We start from the raw sequence: 17,372 nt of genomic DNA, 5'->3' as shown, positions 1-17,372 counted from the left end.
CTCAGCCTCCTGTTTGCGGCGCCAACAGCCAGTCCTCGCCCGGCAAATGCGGAAAGCCACGAAAGTTCAGATAGTTGTTGAATTTCAGCCGACAGGTTTCTGAGCGCTTGTCGCAACCCGCCGTCAGCCGGATCCTGTCCCCGGCGACGGGATGGATGCCAAGAGATTTCCACAGCTCGATCTCGCGGCCGCCTTCGGACAGCGCAATGTCATTCTTGATTTGCGCCCGCAGCCCTTCGGCCTCACCGCCAAGAACCGCCAGAACGCCACGTTCGAACCAGCCACTGTCATAGGCCGGAAAATCCGAAAAGCGAAAGATCCGCCCGTCTTCACAGTCTTCAAGCCCCAGCAGGACCGTATAGCTGTCACTGCCCAGATCCTTGCCACAGGCCCGATCTCCCAGGCGGGCCGAGCAGCGGGGATGATAGACCCGCCCCCACGCAGCATTCAGCGGTTCGGACAGGCCGCGCAACTCGGCGCGAAACGCCCCGTCCGACCGTGACACCTCGCCCAGGCTTCCGGCAAATATCTTCCTGCGCGCGTCAACATGGGACCAGTCGACCTCCCACAGGGTCAGCTCGGCCCCGTCCCATTTTCCCGCCAGCAGGTCCTTTTCGGTGATGGCACCATCGGTCAGCGCCCCTTCGGCCTCGGAATTGTCCACCGACAGCCCGGCCCCTTGCATCAACACGCGGGCCGTCATGCCGTGATCGGGACGAAAGGTCGTCCCGTCAAACTGCAGGGCCACGTCGTGGTCGGTGAAGCCCAGCCCAAAGCCATCGCGACGCCGGACCAGCCAGGCGCGGCATATCGTGGTCGCCGTCATACCCGCACCTCGACAACCGGAATCTGCGGAATTTCCCCCGCCTGGAAAGAGGCCACCGAGACGGCGATCCGGTCGGTGTCAAATCTGACCGGCACATCGAATTCAAAGCCCGCGGTGACCGGCGCATCGGGCTCGGGCGGTTCGTGGAAGGTGATGATCCCCGTCGTATGATCCACCTCATAATCGCTCTGGGGGAATTTCTCGACGCCCCCGATGCCCGCACGCACGCTGTCACGCAGAGGCTTGGTGATCGGGCGAACATATGTCGCAGGCCCCGAGACATAGGCCTTGGTCAGGGCAAAGCTGACCGTAGAGCCATCGCCCCGCGCGATCTCCTGATCCTCGAATGTCACCGGCTGCGAGGGCAGCCCACTCTTGAAATCTGCCCAATCCTTCCAGCGAAACCCGTGCAGCTGGCCTGACCTTGCCTCGAAAAAGGCGATCAGCGCCGACAGGTCATCCAGGGAACGCAGCCCCATCCCCGCGTCATAATGCCGGCGCGCATGGGCCCAGGGGGTGTTGCGCTCCTCAAAGCCGCTGGCCAGCGTCACGATATCGGTGCGCCTTTCAGGCCCGCCGACCGACCCGAAGGAAAGACTCGCGGGGAACCGCACTTCATGAAATGCCATGATGTCCTCGTTGATGCTTGATCAGCTGTTGCGCTCGCCGCGTGCCAGCGCCCGGCTGACCTGCGCGGCAATCTGTGACTGGCTGCGCTGGAATCCTCCCACATCCGGGGTGCTGACATGGATGGTCACATTGACCGCGCGCTGCCCGCCACCCTCGGCGGCCACACCCAGGCGCCCGTCGGCACCGCGTCGCAGGGGCATGATCGCCTCGGGACCGGCCTCGCCCATCAGGCCGGTCGCGCCGCGCATGGGAAAGCCGGTGGGCGAGGACACGACCCCGCCCCTGGCAAAGGGAACCACCCGTCCCTGCGAAAGGATCCCGCCATCCGCAAAGGGCATGATGCCGGACATCAGCCCCGCCACGCCTTGCGCAACCGAACCCGCCAAGGCCTTTTCAACCGGCTTGGTCGCAATGGAATAGACCGTATCCGCAATCGACTGCCCGATGTCCTTCAGCACGTCCGAGAATTTCAGACCGTCCAGAACCAGACCGTCAAAGGCGCGCCGCAACCCGCCTTCGATGCCCGAACTCAGCGTTCCGACCTCGCGCGATGTCAGGGCCATTTCCTGACGCAAACGCGCCAACTCGGCCTCGAAACCGGCGGTCATCTGCCCCGTCTGGCTGAAACCTTCTTCCAACCCGTCCAGCCTGTCGCCGAACCCGTCCTTGTCTGCCATCGTCAAACCTCCGTCAGACTTGTCTCTTGGTCATCTGCCGGGCTGGCCGCGTCGGGGAACGCCTTTGACAATTCGGCCAGACGGGCGCGTGTCATGCCCGACAGCCCCGCCTCGATCCCCAGCATCAGTGCCAGTTCCGCAGGCGTCAGCGACCAGAACTGATCGGGATGCAGACCCAGCCCGTGCAGACCGGCACGCATCAGCGCGACCCAGTCCAGACCACCCTGTTGGCGCGCACTCATGATGGCATCCGGAAGGCCCGCGCCAGCAATTCGGCCGCCAGCCGTCCTGCCACCACCGGCCCACCCGCAATATCCGCCGTCAGCAGATCATCCGCATCGCCCCGCCAGCCGCCGCCGCGCAGCCCGGCCACCAGCACGGCCAGAACATCGCGGCTGCTGAACTCTCCGGCCTCGAAACGCGCCGCGATCTGCATCAGGCTGCTTGCACCCAACCAGCCCTCCAGTTCCGCCAGGGCCCCCAGGGTCAGCCGCGCCACATGGGACTGACCATCGATGACGACCTCGACCTCTCCCCGCATCGGATTCACCATCACAGCGCCGTAAAGCTCAGCGCCCCGGCCGAGGCCAGGGTCAGCTCATAGGTGGCTTCGCCGTTATAGCTGCCGGCATATTCCAGCGCGGTGATCTGGAACGAGCCCTCGACCGTGCCGAAATCCGGAATGATGACCTGAAAGCGCGGCACCTCTCCGTCAAAGAATATCTGGCGGGCGCGGCCATCGGTGTCGCCATCGCGAAACACCCCGGACCCGGAAATCGAGGCACTGCGCATCCCCGCACCGCCCAGCAGCTCGCGCCAGCCGCCTTCGCTTTCAAGGCTGGTGACATCGACGGTTTCGGCATTGAAGGTCAGCCGGGTCGCCCGCAGCCCTGCCACGGTCTCGAAGGCCCCGTCGCCGGTCATATCCATCTTGATCAGCAGATCACGTCCATTCTGTACTGCCATGAATGCAACTCCTCAGCCCAAATCGACGCGGGCCCGGAAGGTCAGATCGACCCTGCGCGCCGCACCGTTTTCCACCCGCCGCGCCTTCGCACGGCGAAACCACAGTCCCGCCAGCTTTCCTTGCTCCAGGACCAGATCGTTCCGCTCCAAAGCCTCGCATACTGCCACCGCAGCGGATTTGACCGCAGCGAACCCCCCGGTTTCATCCGTGCCGGACAGCACCGAAACGATGAAGTCATGGCGAGAGCCGTCGCCGGTCATATCACCCGCCTCGCGCACGTCTTCCGGGCCAAGCGAAACATAGACCCCGCATGGCGCCTCGACCGGCATCGCGTCATAGATCGCATCGCCAACCAGCGCCGTCAGGGCCTCATCATCCCGCAGCCGCAGATAGACCGCCGACTGCAAGGCAACGCTTGCTGCATAGCTCATGCCTGAACCTCTTCTGTTGCAAAGCAGGTCAACCAGCGCCCGGCGGAGTCCTTCTCGGCCACGGCATCGATGCGAAACAGCCTCTGGCCCAGACGGAAACGCTGCCCCGCGCGCGGACGTCTTGGGTCGCCGGCGCGCGCGCCCCTTACGGTGATCCGCCAGCTGACCACGCTTTCTGGCCCGACCTGCGCCGATCTGCGCCGTCCACTGCCTGAATCCATCGCACCATACAGCACGCCCAGCCGCCGCCAGGTCACGACATGGCCACCCAGACCGTCGTTCTGACGCTGCGCTTCCTCCAGCTCCAGCCGAATCCTGCCCGGGGTCATCGGCGCCCTCCCCGATGACCCCGGCCACCCAATACCCGCACCTGACGCCAGCGTTCGATCAGCGCGCTGACTCCGAAAGGCATTCCGCCTCTGGCACTGTCCGATCCGCGATCCTCGTAATATTGCGCGGCCAACATCAGCACCGCCTGCGCCAGATCGGCAGGAACCGCCTGCCATGTCTCGCCGAAACCGGCGGTAAAGATCACCTCGACCGATCCGCGCCGGGGCACATTGGGCAAGATCACGCCCGTCGGCAGGATCAGCGGGCGCTGGTTGTCCGGCACCAGCCGCCAGCTTTCCGCCGACAACTCGGTCATCTGACCGTCGCCGTCATCGATCCGGATCGCCATGATTTCATCTACCGGAGCCAGCGGCAGCGGCTGTGCCAGCCTGTCGCGCCATTCGTCTATGCGCATGCGGAACCGGCGCGCCAGCAGCACCTTGCCGGTCCGTGCCTCGATCGCCGCCATGGCCGCGCGCAGAAACCCCGTCAGCGCAGCGGTTTCCGCCGCCTCCTCGGGGCTGTCAAAACCCGATCCCAGGCGCAAATGCTCGCGCAGCGCGGTCACGGGCAGCGCCTCCGCCGCAGGCGCCGTTTCCTCTATCAGCATCATCTCGCGAACCTCCCGTCCTGCCGTCCGCTTCGTCATTCCACCCTGGCGGGGCCCGTCCCGGGCCCCACCCGAACCGTCACCTGCGGGAAGAGGCCGCACCCGCGCGCCAGCCATCAGCGCGCGCGGACAGTTGCAAAGCCGGCATGGCCGACACCAAGTGCGGCCCCCTCCCTCGCCCGATCATCGATCAGGCGAACTGCAAGATCTTGACCGCGCGGAAATCGGTGATGCCGCCGCCGACACGTTTGGTCGCATAGAACAGCACATGCGGCTTGGCGCTGAACGGATCGCGCAGCACGCGCAGATCGGGGCGTTCCACGACCGTGTAAGCGGACCGGAAATCGCCAAAGAGCGCGGCAGGACCGTTCGTATCGACACTGGGCATGTCCTCGCTGATCAACACCGGATAGCCCAACAGCTGCGAATCCTGTTGCGATGACAGCGCATCGTTCCACAGGAAACGGCCATCGTTGTCCTTCAATTTCCGCACTGCGGCCGCGATCTTGGAATTCATGACAAAGCAGGCATTCGCCCGATATCCCGGATCCAGCGCATAGATCAGCTCGATCAGCTTTTCCGCCAAAGTCGTACCGTCGCCGCCATCCATTCCGGCAGACATAGACAGCATGCCGATCTGCCCATCCACCTCGGTGCCATTCTCGGCCATGGGATAGCTCAGGATCCCGCGCGGCTTGTCCACACCATCACCACTGATGAAGGCGGCGGCTTCGGAACGGGCGAATTTGTCGGCAATACGCTCGGCCAGCCAGGACTCGACATCAAAGGCCGCATCATCCAGCAATCTCTGGCTGGCCTTGGGCATGGCCGACAATTCGTGAACCGGAATCGAGATCCGTTCGATCCCGCCGCCGCCGGTTTCAACCGCGGCGGCCTCGGTCGCCCAGCCTGCAGCGATGTCATCCTTGTCGATCAGCACTTCATAGGACGAGGATTCCACAGTGACGACATTGGCCAGCTTGCGCAGGGAAGCACTGCTGCGCAGCGCCTGCTGCACCGTCTCGGCGACCTGGGGCGCGGCCAGAAAACCGCCGTCGCTGGCCACCGTCAGGCCCTTTTCCTCGATGGTCAGGCCGCGCAGACCATCATCATCGCCGCTGCGCAGATAGGCCGCAAAAGCCTTTTGATGGGGAAGCTCGGTTTCCGCGGTCGTCGACAGCGGAGCGCGGCCACGAATGGCAGTCTTGCGATCAAGAATGTTCATGCGTTCTTCCTGTGCTTGCAGTTTTTTCTGAATATCTTCACGAAAGCCCCTGAGTTCGCAGACGAACTCACTCATGGCCCCCTTCAGATCGACGGACATGTCCCCGCCGCCCGCGGCTTTCACCTCGGTCATGGTCTTCTCCTCATCGCGATAGTCGGGGCTGACCGCCCCAGGGCCCGGGAGCGCAACTGGCGTCCCTGGCCGATTTCAGCCCCATATCACGGCTGAAATTCCGATCGGCCGCCGGTCAGTTCCGGCCGCCGGCTATTCCTTGCGCAGCGCCTCGGCGGCAGCGGAAAACAACATGGCGACCTCGCGCAGATCGTCGCTGTCCTTGCGCCCGACCTTGGCCTCGGGCAGCATCGGGAATGTCACCAGCGACACTTCCCACAGTTCGACCTCGACCAGCGCCCGCCGCCCCTTCTGGTCACGCTCGGCGCGAATGGTTCGATAGCCGATCGACAGCCCGTCAATAGCCCCGGCCTGAATCAGCGCCGCTGCCTCACGGGCCTGCGCCACATCGGGCAGCAGACGCCCCTTGACCCACAGACCCTTTTCATCCTCGCGCACCTCATCCCAGACGCCGATGGGGCGGGCCGGGTCATGCTGCCACAGCATGCGCACCCTGTCGCCCTTGTCGGCCAGCCTGCGCAGCCCCGCCGAAAAAGCCCCCGCCCGAACGGCGTCGCCCCCCTGATCGGTCATACCGAACAGGCTGGCATATCCCTCGATCACATGACCGTCGGTCAGCGTCGGAGTCCCGCCCGCAAATTTCACTTCCAGTCCCGGTGTCATTGCTCACCCTCCTTTCGGCGCATAGTCCAGAATGCCCTGCAACGCCTGCGTCAGGATGACGGCAACGACGCCATAGACCGTCATCCACAGCCGCCGCTCCAGCCCCTCGATCAGGGCTTCGATCCGCTCCAGACGCTTTTCCATGCTGCCAAACTGCAGCGCCATGATGCGTTCCTGCGCCTCGAAACGCGGATCATGCCATGACCCGTCCTTCAGAAAGCGCGACCCGTCCATCGGCTCACCCATCGTCCCGCGGCGGCAGCCCCAGCAGGGACCGCTTCTCGGCATCGCTCAGGAAGGTCGCGGCGCTGATCCGCGCCCATTGCTGATCACGCTCGGCGGCCAGGGCGGGGATCTGGTCCGGGTCAGGGCGCAAGCCGATTTCTGCCCCCAGATGCTCGGACAGCCACCATGCCACGGACGCCGTGACCCGCGTCGCCAGCGGCAGCACCGTCAGGCGATAGAAGGCGCGATGAGCCTCGGCATAGTTGGCATAGGTCGCATCCCCCGGAATCCCCAGCAACATGGGCGGCACGCCAAAGGCCAGGGCGATCTCACGCGCGGCGCTCAGCTTGGTTTCGTGGAACTCCATGTCACTGGGGCTGAATCCCATGGGCTTCCAGTCCAGCCCGCCCTCCAGCAACATCGGACGCCCGGCATTGCGCGCACCCTGATGGTTCATCTCGATTTCGCCCACCAGCCGGTCATATTGCTCCGGGCTCAGCACCCCTTGCCCGTCAACCCCCTTGTAGACAATCGCTCCCGATGGCCGGGCCGCATTGTCCAGCAGCGCCTTCGACCAGGCCGAGGCGCTGTTATGCACATCCATTGCCACCGCAGCGGCCTGCATTGGCGACAGCCCGTAATGGTCGTCCTGGGGATGAAAGCTCTTGATATGGCAGATCGGATCGGGACTGCCGGTCATGTCGAAACGATGCTTGCGCCCGCCCACGGCATAGTCAAAGGCGACCGGCCAGCCATCTTCACCCGGAACGATGCTCATCCGGTCCGAACGCAGCACATGCATTTCCTCGGGCAGACCCTGCGCCGTCACTCCCACCGCCTCGACATAGGCATTGCCCGACAGCAGCAATTGCCCATACAGCGCCTCGAACAGTTCGGCACGGCCCTGTCCGGCATTGGGACGGCGCAGCAGATCAATCACCGGGTGGCTGTCATAGCGTCGCGCCGCATCTTCGCAGAGCAGCGGTACGGCGGCGGCAGCCTCGGCGATCAGCTTGACCGAACGGAAGCCGACCGGATTCCCGACAAAGCCCCCGCGCGTCAGGCTGGCGCTGTCACGCGCCGACCAGACCGCCCGACCCATGCCGCTTGCAAATGCCACCACGCGTCCGGTGGCACTGGCCTTTCCCTCTGGCGCGGGCGCGGATCTCTGCTCGCGCGAAAACAATCGAAATGCCATTCTCGCCTCCATATTCGGCCATGAAAAAGGCCGCCCCGGCAGGCGGCCTTTCAAATTCCCTTGTCACCCAGCCCACACCGCGGCCGGATCACTGCTACAGCCGCCGCAACTGCGGTCTCCGCCAGGCCGAGGCCGGTTCGACCATCAGCTCATGAAGCGCCCAGACCAGCGCATCCAGCCGGTCGGGACTGCCCCGACCCTCGAACCCCCGCACCGTCATCTGGCACATCTGATCCTCCAGCGCGCCCAGACCGCCCGAGCGCAGATGCCGGACGCGACCCTGTTCATACAGAGCTGCCACCGGCTCGGCCCGCAGCCCCTTCCCGCGCAAGGCCCGCAGCGCCTTGAATGGCACCAGCGGGTCGAGCTGTCGGATCACGCTTTCCACCAGATCGCCGCCCTGGTTCACTTCGGCCACCAGCCGCTGCGCACCATGACGTTCCATTGCGGCAATCGCGGCCCGCGCCCAATCCGTCGGGCTGCCCTTCACGGATACATCCTCAAGGACATAGGCACACCAGTCGCGCGGCTCGCCCTCGGACAGGACGCCCGCGACGATGATCCCGCATTCATCACTGGCCTTGCCCGACGTAACCGCCGGATCGACCGCGACGACCACACGCGACAGCTGCGGCACCTCATCGACATGACAGGCCTCCAGCCCTGCATTCGTCCACAGCGCTCCCTCGACATCATCGAGAAGAACTCCCTCCAGCTCCTGACGGCCCAGCCGAGTGCCGCCATAACGCGCCTCGACTTCGGCCAGAAAACTCTCGGCCAGATAGGCGCGGTTGGCATCGGTCGGCGCATGGGTCGTCACCGTCGAGGCATTGCGCAAGATCCGCTTCAGCACCCCGACATTGCGCGGCGTGGTGGTAATCACCTGCTGGGGATGTTCACCCAACCGCAGCGCGAATTGCAGCATGTCCCAGGTCTCTTCGGCCTTCTTCCACTTGGCCAGCTCATCCACCCAGGCGGCGTCGAACTGCGGCCCCCGCAGCGCCTCGGGTTCATGCGCGGAATAGACGGTCGCCGTGGCGCCATTCGCCCAGACCAAGCGGCGCCGCCCCGCCTCCCAGACGGGGCGCCGATCGGGCGGAGAACAGGCCAGAATGCCGCTTTCGCCCATCACCATGACCTCACGCGCCTGATCGAAGGTCTCGCCGACCAGCGCCACGCGCCGACAGGCCCCCGGCGCGGCCGCCGTCGGCCCCTCGACCATCCGCCGCACCCATTCGGCACCGGCACGGGTCTTGCCCGCACCGCGCCCGCCCATGATGACCCAGGTTTTCCAGTCGCCCTCGGGCGGCAACTGATGGGGCAATGCCCAGAACTCGAACAGCCAGGGCAGCGCCATCAATGCGTTCTCCGACAGCCCTTCCAGAAAGGCATCAACCTCCCTTGGCTCGGCGGAGGCAAGCCAGGCGGCGCCCGATTTCATCTCTTGCCGAGTCAAGGTCAAGCTGCCCTGCTCCGACCCCGCCGGCAATATCCTTGCGAAGTTTGTCAACCCGGTTCCTTTCCGCCAGCAGCAAATGCACCGCCTCACGGACGGCCTTTGCACTGCGCGTGGCCTCTTTCAATTCTGCTGGATCCACGGCACCGCGCTCACGCGCCTCCAATGCCGCCTCATGTTGCTTCAAGTCCCGGATATAGGACCAGAAAAGTCCCTCGGCGACGGATATCGCCTCTTCCGGGCTGCAGTCCCGTCGCGCTTCTGCGGTCTGATCACCCAAGCCTGCCCCGGCATCCGTATTGGATACCGTGCATCCTTCGAAATCATCGATTCCGCGCCAGTTCATATCGTTCATGCAAGCCGTCCCGCCTCGTGTCCTGTCCGCACGAGCCAAGAAATGAAAAAACGGCCCCGAGGTCTCCCCCTGGCCGCTTGCCCATTTCTCCCAGCATGGGGAATTTCTACTTCAAGGCGTTCGCTCAGTCAATCCACAATGCCTCTGGTTGCGCGGCAATTCACGAATTCCGCATGATTTTCAAAACCTTGAACCTGCGCAACACCGTTGCGTGCGCTGCGCAACACGGCAGGATTTCGCGTTGCGCAGCCGCTTTTTTGCGATGGAATCGCCCGCCGCAAGACCTGCAACGGGCGCCCCTTCACGCCGCTGGCATCAGCTTTTTTTCTTCGTGTCGTCCTTGGCGCGCGCCTCGGTTGCGGCGGCGATGGCATTCGAGGCCTCATCCTGCATGCGCTGTGCAAAGGATACCATTTGCGCGGCATAGGCCTCGGCCCAATCCGGGAAATGGCCGCTTTTCTTGGCTGCCTCCCGCATTTCCTCGCCCTTCTCCTGCATGCGCTGGAACTGTTCTTCCCAGGCGCTCTGCATGGTCTGCCACTGATTGCGAACATTCTCGCCGGCTTCTTCGAAATAGCCGCGCATCTGCTGGTTGATTTCTTCCTGCCGCTGCATGGCAGTTTCCTGCCATTTGCGCATGCTGGCGGTCATCTCGTCATTTCTGGCTGACATTTCGTCCTGCCATTGGGCCGCGCGTTCTTCGAACATGCGCGCATTTTCAGCCAGGGTGGAAAACATATCGGACAGTTTCATCGCGAATCCTCCTGTATCAGAGGCCCGGGCCGGCGCAGCCTACGCCATTGAAAAAGCCCGCCCCTTGCCGCAAAGCCTGCGGCGAGGAACGGGCATTGTCAAACCCTATGCGAAGATCGGATGCGACTCAGCCGCCGTCCTGCACCGGAGTGTCGACGGCCTGCCCGCGCTGGGACTCGATTTCGCGCCAGCGCGCCACATTCGCATTATGCTCTTCCAGCGTGCGCGCAAAGGCATGGCCACCGCTGCCATCGGCCACGAAGAAGATGTAATCCGTATCCGCCGGGTTCAGCGCGGCCTGTATGGCCTCGCGCCCCGGATTGGCGATGGGAGTGGGCGGCAAGCCGTCGATCCGATAGGTGTTATAGGGCGTCGTCGCATTCAGTTCCGACCGGCGCAGGCCACGGTCCAGCACGCCGCGCCCCCCGGTCACGCCATAGATGACGGTCGGGTCGGTTTGCAGCCGCATCCCCTGCTCCAGCCGATTGACAAAGACGCTGGCAACCTGTGCGCGCTCTTCGGCGACACCGGTTTCCTTCTCGACAATCGAGGCCATGATCAGCGCCTCTTCGGGTGTCTTGTAGGGCAGCCCGAAGGGGCGTTCCTCCCACGCCTTGGCCAGAATCGCCGATTGACGCTTGGCCATTTCGGCCAGCAATGCGGCACGTTCACTGCCCTTTTCCACCTCATAGGTGTCAGGCGCCAGGCTGCCCTCGGCGGGGACGCCCTTGATCTCTCCGGACAGGAAATCAACCTGCTTCAGTGCCTCGGCAATCTGCCAGCTTGTCACGCCCTCGGCCACGGTGATGCGCAGCCGCGCGTCCGGCTTTTGCTGTGCCGCCGCGATGACCTCGGGCACATCGCCAGAGGCCGGATCAAAACGCGCGATTTCCTCGAAGGCTCCGGTATCGGGGTTCATGTCGCGCAACAGCACGCTGTTCGCGCGCACCCCGACGCGCAGGATCACCTGCGTGCCACAGGTCGAAGGCCCGCCAGCGGTGATGACATCGACGATGTCCTTCATGCTGGCGTTGGGCTCGATCAGATAGCTGCCGAATTTCAGGTCGCGGGACTTGTCCAGATAATCCGCTCCGGCCCGAAAGATATAGGCGCTGGACACCGCACCCTGCGCGGCCAGCTGCTGGCTGACCGCATTCAGGCTGGCCCCCGGCGCAATCTGGACGCATTGGGCGATATTGCTGGGACCGGGGCCGCTGAACTGATGTTTGCCCCAGGCGATCGCACCAGCCAGGGCCAGCAGCAACACGATCGACAAAGTCAGGAAATTCGAGGCGATATTGCGCCAGATCATCCCTCAACCTTCCCAAGCACCAAACTTGCATTGGTGCCGCCAAAGCCAAAGCTGTTGGACAGGGCGATATCAACCTTGCGCCGCACGGCCGCATTCGCTGCCAGATCAAGCTGCGGCTCGACCGCCGGATTGTCCAGATTGATGGTCGGCGGGCAGATCTGGTCGCGGATCGCCAGAACGCAGAAGATCGCCTCGACCGCACCTGCGGCACCCAGAAGATGCCCGATGCTGGATTTCGTCGAGGACATCACCACATTCTTGGCCGCGTCCCCCAGCAGGCGCTCGACCGCGCCAAGCTCGATCGTATCGGCCATGGTCGAGGTGCCATGCGCGTTGATGTAATCGATCTTGTCGGCCTCCAGCCCTGCCGAGCGCAGGGCCGCCTGCATGGCGCGATAGCCGCCATCGCCATCCTCTGCCGGAGCGGTGATGTGATAGGCATCGCCAGACAGGCCGTAACCCAGCACTTCGGCATAGATCTTGGCGCCGCGCGCCTTGGCATGTTCATATTCTTCCAGAACGACGACACCGGCCCCCTCGCCCATGACGAAACCGTCGCGGTCCTCGTCATAGGGGCGGCTGGCGGCCTGCGGATCGTCCTCGCGCTTGGTCGACAGCGCCTTGCAGGCGTTGAAACCGGCAATACCGATCTCGCTGATGGGCGATTCCGCACCGCCGGCCAGCATCACGTCGGCATCACCCAGCATGATCAGCCGCGCCGCATCGCCAATGGCATGGGCACCGGTCGAACAGGCCGTCACAGGCGCATGGTTCGGCCCCTTGAAGCCATAGCGGATCGACACCTGACCCGAGACCAGGTTGATCAGGGCACCGGGAATGAAAAACGGCGAGACACGCTTGGGCCCGCGTTCCTTGATCAGCACGGCCGTCTCGGCAATCGAGGTCAGCCCGCCAATCCCCGACCCGATCATCACGCCGGTGCGCAGACGCTCTTCTTCGTCTTCGGGTTTCCAATCGGCATCACGCACCGCCTGTTCAGCCGCCGCCATGCCGTAAAGGATGAAATCATCGACCTTGCGCCGGTCCTTGGGGGCCATCCAGTCGTCGGGATTGAAGGTCCCGTCGCTGCCATCGCCCACCGGAATTTCACAAGCGTATTTCGTTACCACATCCTTGGGGTCAAAGCGTGTGATCGGCCCGGCACCCGACTTGCCCGCCAGCAAACGCTCCCACGTGGCTTCGACGCCCGAGGCAAGCGGTGTGACCATCCCCAGTCCCGTGACAACAACCCTGCGCATTTTCATGTCCTTGCCTGCATAGTTTCGGGCGGTAATACACGCCCGAACCGTTGCACGCAACGCATCAACACTGGCGCGCGCCCCGACACCAGACAGCGTGAAGCGCGCAGCCATGGCGTCAAAACGCGCGATTTCCGGGGATTTCGCCCGATTTCAACCCGCAGGCCCGGACCGGCGACATCAGTCCGCCAGCAGACCCTCCGCGCGGAAATCCGCCCGCAGATCGCGTTCGGGACGCGGCCCGACATGGCCGATCACCTCGGCGGCGGCGATGCATCCCATGCGGCCCGCAACCTCCAGCGGAACGCCGGTGGCCAGCCCATAGATCAGCCCCGCAGCGAATTGATCGCCCGCGCCCGTCGCATCCACCGGCACGATCCTGTGCACCGGGGCGCTGACCCGCTCGCCATTGCGCACCAGGATCGCATCCTCGCCCGAGCGGGTGCAGATCACCGTGCCGCAATCCGCCGTCGCCTGTGCCAGCGCCGCCTCGAGGTCATCGGTCTGATAAAGCGAGGTCCATTCGTGGACATTGCCGATCACATAATCCATCGGCCCCGCGACCAACCGGCGAAAATCCTCGCGGTGACGATCGACGCAGAACGGGTCACTCAGCGCGATGCCTGCCTGGCCTCCGGCCTCGTGACAGGATTTCGCGGCCTTCAGAAAGGCCTCCTTGCCCTTGGGCTTGTCGAACAGATAGCCCTCCAGAAACAGCCAGCCCGCACCCTGAAAGACCGAAGGGTTCACATCATCGGGGCCAAGCTCGGCGGAAATGCCCAGATAGGTATTCATCGAACGCTCGCCATCGGGCGTGACCAGAATGATGCTGCGCGAGGTCGGCAGATCGCCCCCCATCACCGGCGGGTTCACGAATACGGTGCCTGCGGCCTCGGTCTGCTCGGCATAGCTCAGCCCCAGCGGGTCATCGGCAACGCGGCCGATAAAGGCCGTTTTCAGACCCAATGCCCCGATCCCGGCCAGTGTGTTCGCGACCGAGCCACCGGGCACCAGTTTGGCCTTCACGGCCTGATCTTCGGCCTGCGCGGCGGTCAGATAGTCCGAACGCTCACGCTCGATCAGTTGCATGATGCCCTTTTGCACGCCAAGCGCCTGCAGACGGGCATCATCGGCGGGCGAGATGACATCCATGACCGCGTTGCCAATTCCGATCACATAGGGCGTGGTCATGCGGTTTTCTCCTCATAGGGGCAAAGGTCGTTGATGATACAGACCGCGCATCTGGGACGGCGGGCCTGACAGATATAGCGTCCATGCAGGATCAGCCAGTGATGGGCGTTCTGTTGAAACCGGACCGGAACATTGTCCTCGATGGCATGTTCGACCTCTTCGACATCACGGCCGGGCGCGATCCGGGTGCGGTTGCCAAGCCGGAAGATATGCGTATCCACCGCCTGCGCCGTATAGCCAAAGGCACAATTCAGCACGACATTGGCCGTCTTGCGCCCGACCCCCGGCAAGCTGACCAGCGCGGCGCGGCTGTCGGGCACCTGCCCATCGTATTCCTCGACCAGAATCTTCGACAGCGCGATGACATTCCTGGCCTTTTGCCGGAACAACCCGATGGTCTTGATGTGGTCGGTCAGCCGCTCCAGCCCCAGATCCAGCATCTTCTGCGGCGTATCGGCGACCTTGAACAGCTCGGCCGTGGCCTTGTTCACGCCGACATCCGTCGCCTGCGCCGACAGGGCCACCGCCACCACCAGCGTATAGGGGTTGGTATAGTTCAGCTCGGTCTTTGGCGAGGGATCATGAGCCTGCAGCCGCTCGAAGATCGCGACCTGATCGGAAAAGGGCAAGGCGGGGGGGATGCGACGGGATTGGGCCATGGCCGCGTTTTGAACGCAGCCACGCGGCAATGCAAGCGCGCAAAATACTGCCGATGCACGCGGAAACGTCATCGCCCTGCCCCTCGACCCCGCTTCCATTCCGCCGACAACTGCGACAGGTTAACCGGGCAGCATGTCGCGGCCGGTCCAAGCAGCTTGCCGGAAGCGCCATCGGAAACAGTCAACAGGAACAGGGATCACAGAGACATGAACCTGAAAATCACGACCATCCTCGGCGCCACCGCCCTGACGGCCCTCGGGGCATGCACCGATCCCGCCGCGACCGGGCTGGGCAATATGAACAAGGCCCAGCAAGGGGCCCTTGCAGGCGCCGCAATCGGTGCCGTTCTGGGGGGAACCCGCGACAGCGACAAGAACGGTCAGGGCAAGGACGCCGTAAAAGGCGCCATCCTTGGCGCGGCAGCCGGGGCGATTGCCGGAAACATCCTTGACCGTCAGGCGGCGGCGCTGGAACAGGCCGTCCAGAACCCCAATGTCCAGATCGTGAATCACGGCTCGTATCTGCAAGTCGTGCTGCCCGAAGGGATTCTGTTCTCGACCGATTCGGCTGCGGTCTCGGGCATTGCGCAAAACGATCTCTATGCGGTCGCGCGTAACCTGAACGAATATCCCAACAGCCGCGTCGAGGTCGTCGGCCATACCGACAACACCGGCAGCGCCTCTTACAACATGGATCTGTCGCAACGCCGTGCGCAATCCGTCGCCGGCATCCTGACCGCCGGTGGTGTTGCAGGCAGCCGCATCGTTGCCGTCGGCCGTGGCGAGGATCAGCCGGTTGCCTCCAATGCGACCGAACAGGGGCGCGCGCAGAACCGCCGCGTGGAAATCCTGATCCGTCCCAACAGCTGATCGGACTGCGATTGCAGACCCCTTCGGAGCCGGGATTGACCGGCTCCGTTTTTCGTTGCATCAATGACACAACCTGCAGTTGTGCCAGCATGACGTCACGTTTATTGATCAAATGGTCAAATTTTTGCTGGAAATCTGCGACTTATCCGCACATCTAGTTACTGCGCGACAGGGCTCGCCGCGACTGTCCCCGACGGTCGGCAATCATGTGTGGCCTGTTCACCTCTACTGCCAGAGAGCCAGACCACCACGGCAACAGAGTTCCGTCCGTGATCTTTCGAACGTCAGAGCAGACGATATTGACGAACGAAAGAACCCCCGGCCTTCGGGCCGGGGGTATCATTGTCCCTCGTCACTTTTCAAAACGGCAAAAGCAGCCGCAATGTCTTAGTTGAGGCGACGCGCCACATCTTCGATGGCGTCGTCAATTCCGGCCGAACGCTGGCCTGCCTTGACCTGCTGAGCCAACAGTTCCGAGGCCGCCGACACCGCCGTCTGCACGGCGCTGTCACGAACGGCACGCACAGCGTCATTCTCGGCGCTGGCGATCTGATCTTCTGCTGCCTGCAGGCGACGCTCGATCGAGGTTTTCAGATCAGCCTGTGCCTTTGCGGCCTGCGCCTCGGCTTCACGCTTCGCATTGGCCACGATCTGATCTGCCTGAGCCTGAACGTCGCGCTGGCGGCGCTCGTAATTGGCATAGATCTCTTGCGCTTCCTCACGCAGGCGGCGTGCCTCGTCCAGATCCGCACGGATCCCCTGGGCGCGCTTGTCCAGCAGCGACCCGATCAGTCCGGGCACCTTGAAGTAAACCAGCACGCCCACGAAGACGAGGAAGGACACCAACACGATGAAATCGGTGTTGCGCAGCGAAAAGAACGGACCGCTGGCCGCAGCGGCCGGGCCGGCCATCAGCGATGCGATGGCGATCGTTGCAAAACGTTTCATTGCACGGCCCCTTTCATGCGCTGATCCACTGCCTGATCGACAGCAGCCTGATCCACGGAACCACCAAAGCTGCGCACCAGTTCCGCCGTCACGTCACGTGCAACGGTGCTGGCATCCGCAGCTGCGGACTCACGAATCTCGGCCAGACGCTTTTCGGATTCCGCCGTGCGGGCAGCAATCTCGGCATCAGCCTTGGCAATTGCCTTGTCCAGCTCGGCCTGAATGTCGGCGCGGTTGGCGGCGACAATCTTCTGAGCTTCGGACCGGGCATCCGCCAGCGCCTTGTCATAGGCAGCTTCGGCGTCCTTGGCCTTTTGTTTGAATTCCTCGGCAGCCATCAGGTCGCCGGTAATGGCCCCCTGCCGGTCCGAGATGACCGCGGCGATCCGGGGCAACGCAATCTTGGACAGCACCCAGTAAAGCACCAGGATCGTCACCACGAGCCAGAAGATCTGGTTCGGGAAGCTGCTGAGATCGAGCTGCGGAAGACCGGTGCTGGCTTCGGCAGCGTGGCCGGCCGCGTCGGCACCATGCGCAGCGGCATCGCCGTGCTGCGCCACAGCCGCGGCAGCGTCTTCGGTGTGTTCGGCCGCGTGCGTGGCGGCCTCTTGCAACAGGCTGAACATTTCCTACCCCTTGGCCTATCAGGTCACGA

General features: G+C 63.8%; 23 protein-coding genes. 1 reads left to right on the top strand and 22 read right to left on the bottom strand.

The annotated features are described in order from the left end of the window. Nucleotide 1: 1 nt before the first annotated feature. The 20 genes from JHW44_RS04890 to nth form a co-directional block, all read right to left on the bottom strand. Nucleotides 2-826, bottom strand: a complete 825-nt coding sequence (locus tag JHW44_RS04890; protein ID WP_089343148.1) for a DUF2163 domain-containing protein — start codon at nucleotides 824-826, stop codon at nucleotides 2-4. Further along, nucleotides 823-1,455 (bottom strand): DUF2460 domain-containing protein, encoded by a 633-nt coding sequence (locus JHW44_RS04885; RefSeq protein WP_089343149.1) that lies wholly within the window; start codon nucleotides 1,453-1,455, stop codon nucleotides 823-825. Before JHW44_RS04885 ends, JHW44_RS04890 begins: the two co-directional genes overlap by 4 nt. A gap of 21 nt (nucleotides 1,456-1,476) precedes the next feature. Then, on the bottom strand, nucleotides 1,477-2,133 hold the full coding sequence (locus JHW44_RS04880; RefSeq protein WP_089343150.1) for a phage tail tape measure protein: 657 nt from the start codon (nucleotides 2,131-2,133) through the stop codon (nucleotides 1,477-1,479). 2 nt (nucleotides 2,134-2,135) lie between these two features. Beyond that, complete coding sequence (locus JHW44_RS04875; protein ID WP_089343151.1) at nucleotides 2,136-2,375, bottom strand: rcc01693 family protein; 240 nt, start codon at nucleotides 2,373-2,375, stop codon at nucleotides 2,136-2,138. Beyond that, nucleotides 2,372-2,686 carry a gene transfer agent family protein gene (locus tag JHW44_RS04870; RefSeq protein WP_089343152.1) on the bottom strand — a complete coding sequence of 105 codons (315 nt, stop codon included), beginning with the start codon at nucleotides 2,684-2,686 and terminating at the stop codon, nucleotides 2,372-2,374. Before JHW44_RS04870 ends, JHW44_RS04875 begins: the two co-directional genes overlap by 4 nt. Beyond that, the gene (locus JHW44_RS04865) at nucleotides 2,686-3,099 is read right to left on the bottom strand and encodes a phage major tail protein, TP901-1 family (RefSeq protein WP_089343153.1); all 414 of its coding nucleotides are present in this window, start codon (nucleotides 3,097-3,099) and stop codon (nucleotides 2,686-2,688) included. Before JHW44_RS04865 ends, JHW44_RS04870 begins: the two co-directional genes overlap by 1 nt. Nucleotides 3,100-3,111: 12 nt before the next feature. Next, the gene (locus tag JHW44_RS04860) at nucleotides 3,112-3,531 is read right to left on the bottom strand and encodes a DUF3168 domain-containing protein (RefSeq protein ID WP_089343154.1); all 420 of its coding nucleotides are present in this window, start codon (nucleotides 3,529-3,531) and stop codon (nucleotides 3,112-3,114) included. Further along, nucleotides 3,528-3,860 carry a head-tail adaptor protein gene (locus tag JHW44_RS04855; protein WP_089343155.1) on the bottom strand — a complete coding sequence of 111 codons (333 nt, stop codon included), beginning with the start codon at nucleotides 3,858-3,860 and terminating at the stop codon, nucleotides 3,528-3,530. The genes JHW44_RS04860 and JHW44_RS04855 overlap by 4 nt, the downstream gene beginning before the upstream one ends. Beyond that, a complete protein-coding gene (locus JHW44_RS04850; RefSeq protein WP_089343156.1) occupies nucleotides 3,857-4,474 on the bottom strand; it encodes a head-tail connector protein in 618 nt (205 codons plus the stop codon). The genes JHW44_RS04855 and JHW44_RS04850 overlap by 4 nt, the downstream gene beginning before the upstream one ends. Nucleotides 4,475-4,661: 187 nt before the next feature. Continuing rightward, nucleotides 4,662-5,828, bottom strand: a complete 1,167-nt coding sequence (locus JHW44_RS04845; RefSeq protein WP_089343157.1) for a phage major capsid protein — start codon at nucleotides 5,826-5,828, stop codon at nucleotides 4,662-4,664. Nucleotides 5,829-5,960: 132 nt separating this feature from the next. After that, complete coding sequence (locus JHW44_RS04840) at nucleotides 5,961-6,491, bottom strand: HK97 family phage prohead protease (RefSeq protein ID WP_089343158.1); 531 nt, start codon at nucleotides 6,489-6,491, stop codon at nucleotides 5,961-5,963. Nucleotides 6,492-6,494: 3 nt separating this feature from the next. After that, complete coding sequence (locus JHW44_RS04835) at nucleotides 6,495-6,725, bottom strand: GTA head formation protein, RCAP_rcc01685 family (protein WP_089343302.1); 231 nt, start codon at nucleotides 6,723-6,725, stop codon at nucleotides 6,495-6,497. 4 nt (nucleotides 6,726-6,729) lie between these two features. Continuing rightward, nucleotides 6,730-7,914 carry a phage portal protein gene (locus JHW44_RS04830; RefSeq protein WP_089343159.1) on the bottom strand — a complete coding sequence of 395 codons (1,185 nt, stop codon included), beginning with the start codon at nucleotides 7,912-7,914 and terminating at the stop codon, nucleotides 6,730-6,732. Nucleotides 7,915-8,008: 94 nt separating this feature from the next. Continuing rightward, a complete protein-coding gene (locus tag JHW44_RS04825; RefSeq protein ID WP_089343160.1) occupies nucleotides 8,009-9,355 on the bottom strand; it encodes a DNA-packaging protein in 1,347 nt (448 codons plus the stop codon). After that, nucleotides 9,306-9,725 carry a hypothetical protein gene (locus tag JHW44_RS04820; RefSeq protein WP_089343161.1) on the bottom strand — a complete coding sequence of 140 codons (420 nt, stop codon included), beginning with the start codon at nucleotides 9,723-9,725 and terminating at the stop codon, nucleotides 9,306-9,308. Before JHW44_RS04820 ends, JHW44_RS04825 begins: the two co-directional genes overlap by 50 nt. A 315-nt stretch (nucleotides 9,726-10,040) precedes the next feature. After that, on the bottom strand, nucleotides 10,041-10,478 hold the full coding sequence (locus tag JHW44_RS04815) for a hypothetical protein (RefSeq protein WP_089343162.1): 438 nt from the start codon (nucleotides 10,476-10,478) through the stop codon (nucleotides 10,041-10,043). 127 nt (nucleotides 10,479-10,605) lie between these two features. After that, nucleotides 10,606-11,790 (bottom strand): endolytic transglycosylase MltG, encoded by a 1,185-nt coding sequence (mltG, locus tag JHW44_RS04810; RefSeq protein WP_089343163.1) that lies wholly within the window; start codon nucleotides 11,788-11,790, stop codon nucleotides 10,606-10,608. Then, a complete protein-coding gene (gene fabF, locus JHW44_RS04805) occupies nucleotides 11,787-13,049 on the bottom strand; it encodes a beta-ketoacyl-ACP synthase II (protein ID WP_089343164.1) in 1,263 nt (420 codons plus the stop codon). Before fabF ends, mltG begins: the two co-directional genes overlap by 4 nt. Nucleotides 13,050-13,229: 180 nt before the next feature. Continuing rightward, nucleotides 13,230-14,240: an adenosine kinase gene (locus JHW44_RS04800; RefSeq protein ID WP_089343165.1), complete on the bottom strand. Its 1,011-nt coding sequence runs from the start codon at nucleotides 14,238-14,240 to the stop codon at nucleotides 13,230-13,232. Then, nucleotides 14,237-14,899 (bottom strand): endonuclease III, encoded by a 663-nt coding sequence (gene nth / locus JHW44_RS04795; RefSeq protein ID WP_089343303.1) that lies wholly within the window; start codon nucleotides 14,897-14,899, stop codon nucleotides 14,237-14,239. Before nth ends, JHW44_RS04800 begins: the two co-directional genes overlap by 4 nt. Nucleotides 14,900-15,106: 207 nt before the next feature. Between nth and JHW44_RS04790 the strand changes: the two genes are divergently transcribed. Continuing rightward, the gene (locus JHW44_RS04790) at nucleotides 15,107-15,769 is read left to right on the top strand and encodes a YiaD family glycine zipper/OmpA-like lipoprotein (RefSeq protein WP_089343166.1); all 663 of its coding nucleotides are present in this window, start codon (nucleotides 15,107-15,109) and stop codon (nucleotides 15,767-15,769) included. Nucleotides 15,770-16,156: 387 nt separating this feature from the next. Here the strand turns inward: JHW44_RS04790 and JHW44_RS04785 are convergent, their stop codons facing one another. Both JHW44_RS04785 and JHW44_RS04780 read right to left on the bottom strand, forming a co-directional pair. Next, nucleotides 16,157-16,717 (bottom strand): F0F1 ATP synthase subunit B, encoded by a 561-nt coding sequence (locus JHW44_RS04785; RefSeq protein ID WP_089343167.1) that lies wholly within the window; start codon nucleotides 16,715-16,717, stop codon nucleotides 16,157-16,159. Then, nucleotides 16,714-17,343 carry a F0F1 ATP synthase subunit B' gene (locus tag JHW44_RS04780; protein WP_089343168.1) on the bottom strand — a complete coding sequence of 210 codons (630 nt, stop codon included), beginning with the start codon at nucleotides 17,341-17,343 and terminating at the stop codon, nucleotides 16,714-16,716. Before JHW44_RS04780 ends, JHW44_RS04785 begins: the two co-directional genes overlap by 4 nt. Nucleotides 17,344-17,372 lie beyond the last annotated feature (29 nt).

It is taken from the genome of Paracoccus seriniphilus, assembly GCF_028553745.1.
Taxonomy (GTDB): domain Bacteria; phylum Pseudomonadota; class Alphaproteobacteria; order Rhodobacterales; family Rhodobacteraceae; genus Paracoccus; species Paracoccus seriniphilus.
This window is presented reverse-complemented; position numbering and strand designations above follow the sequence as displayed.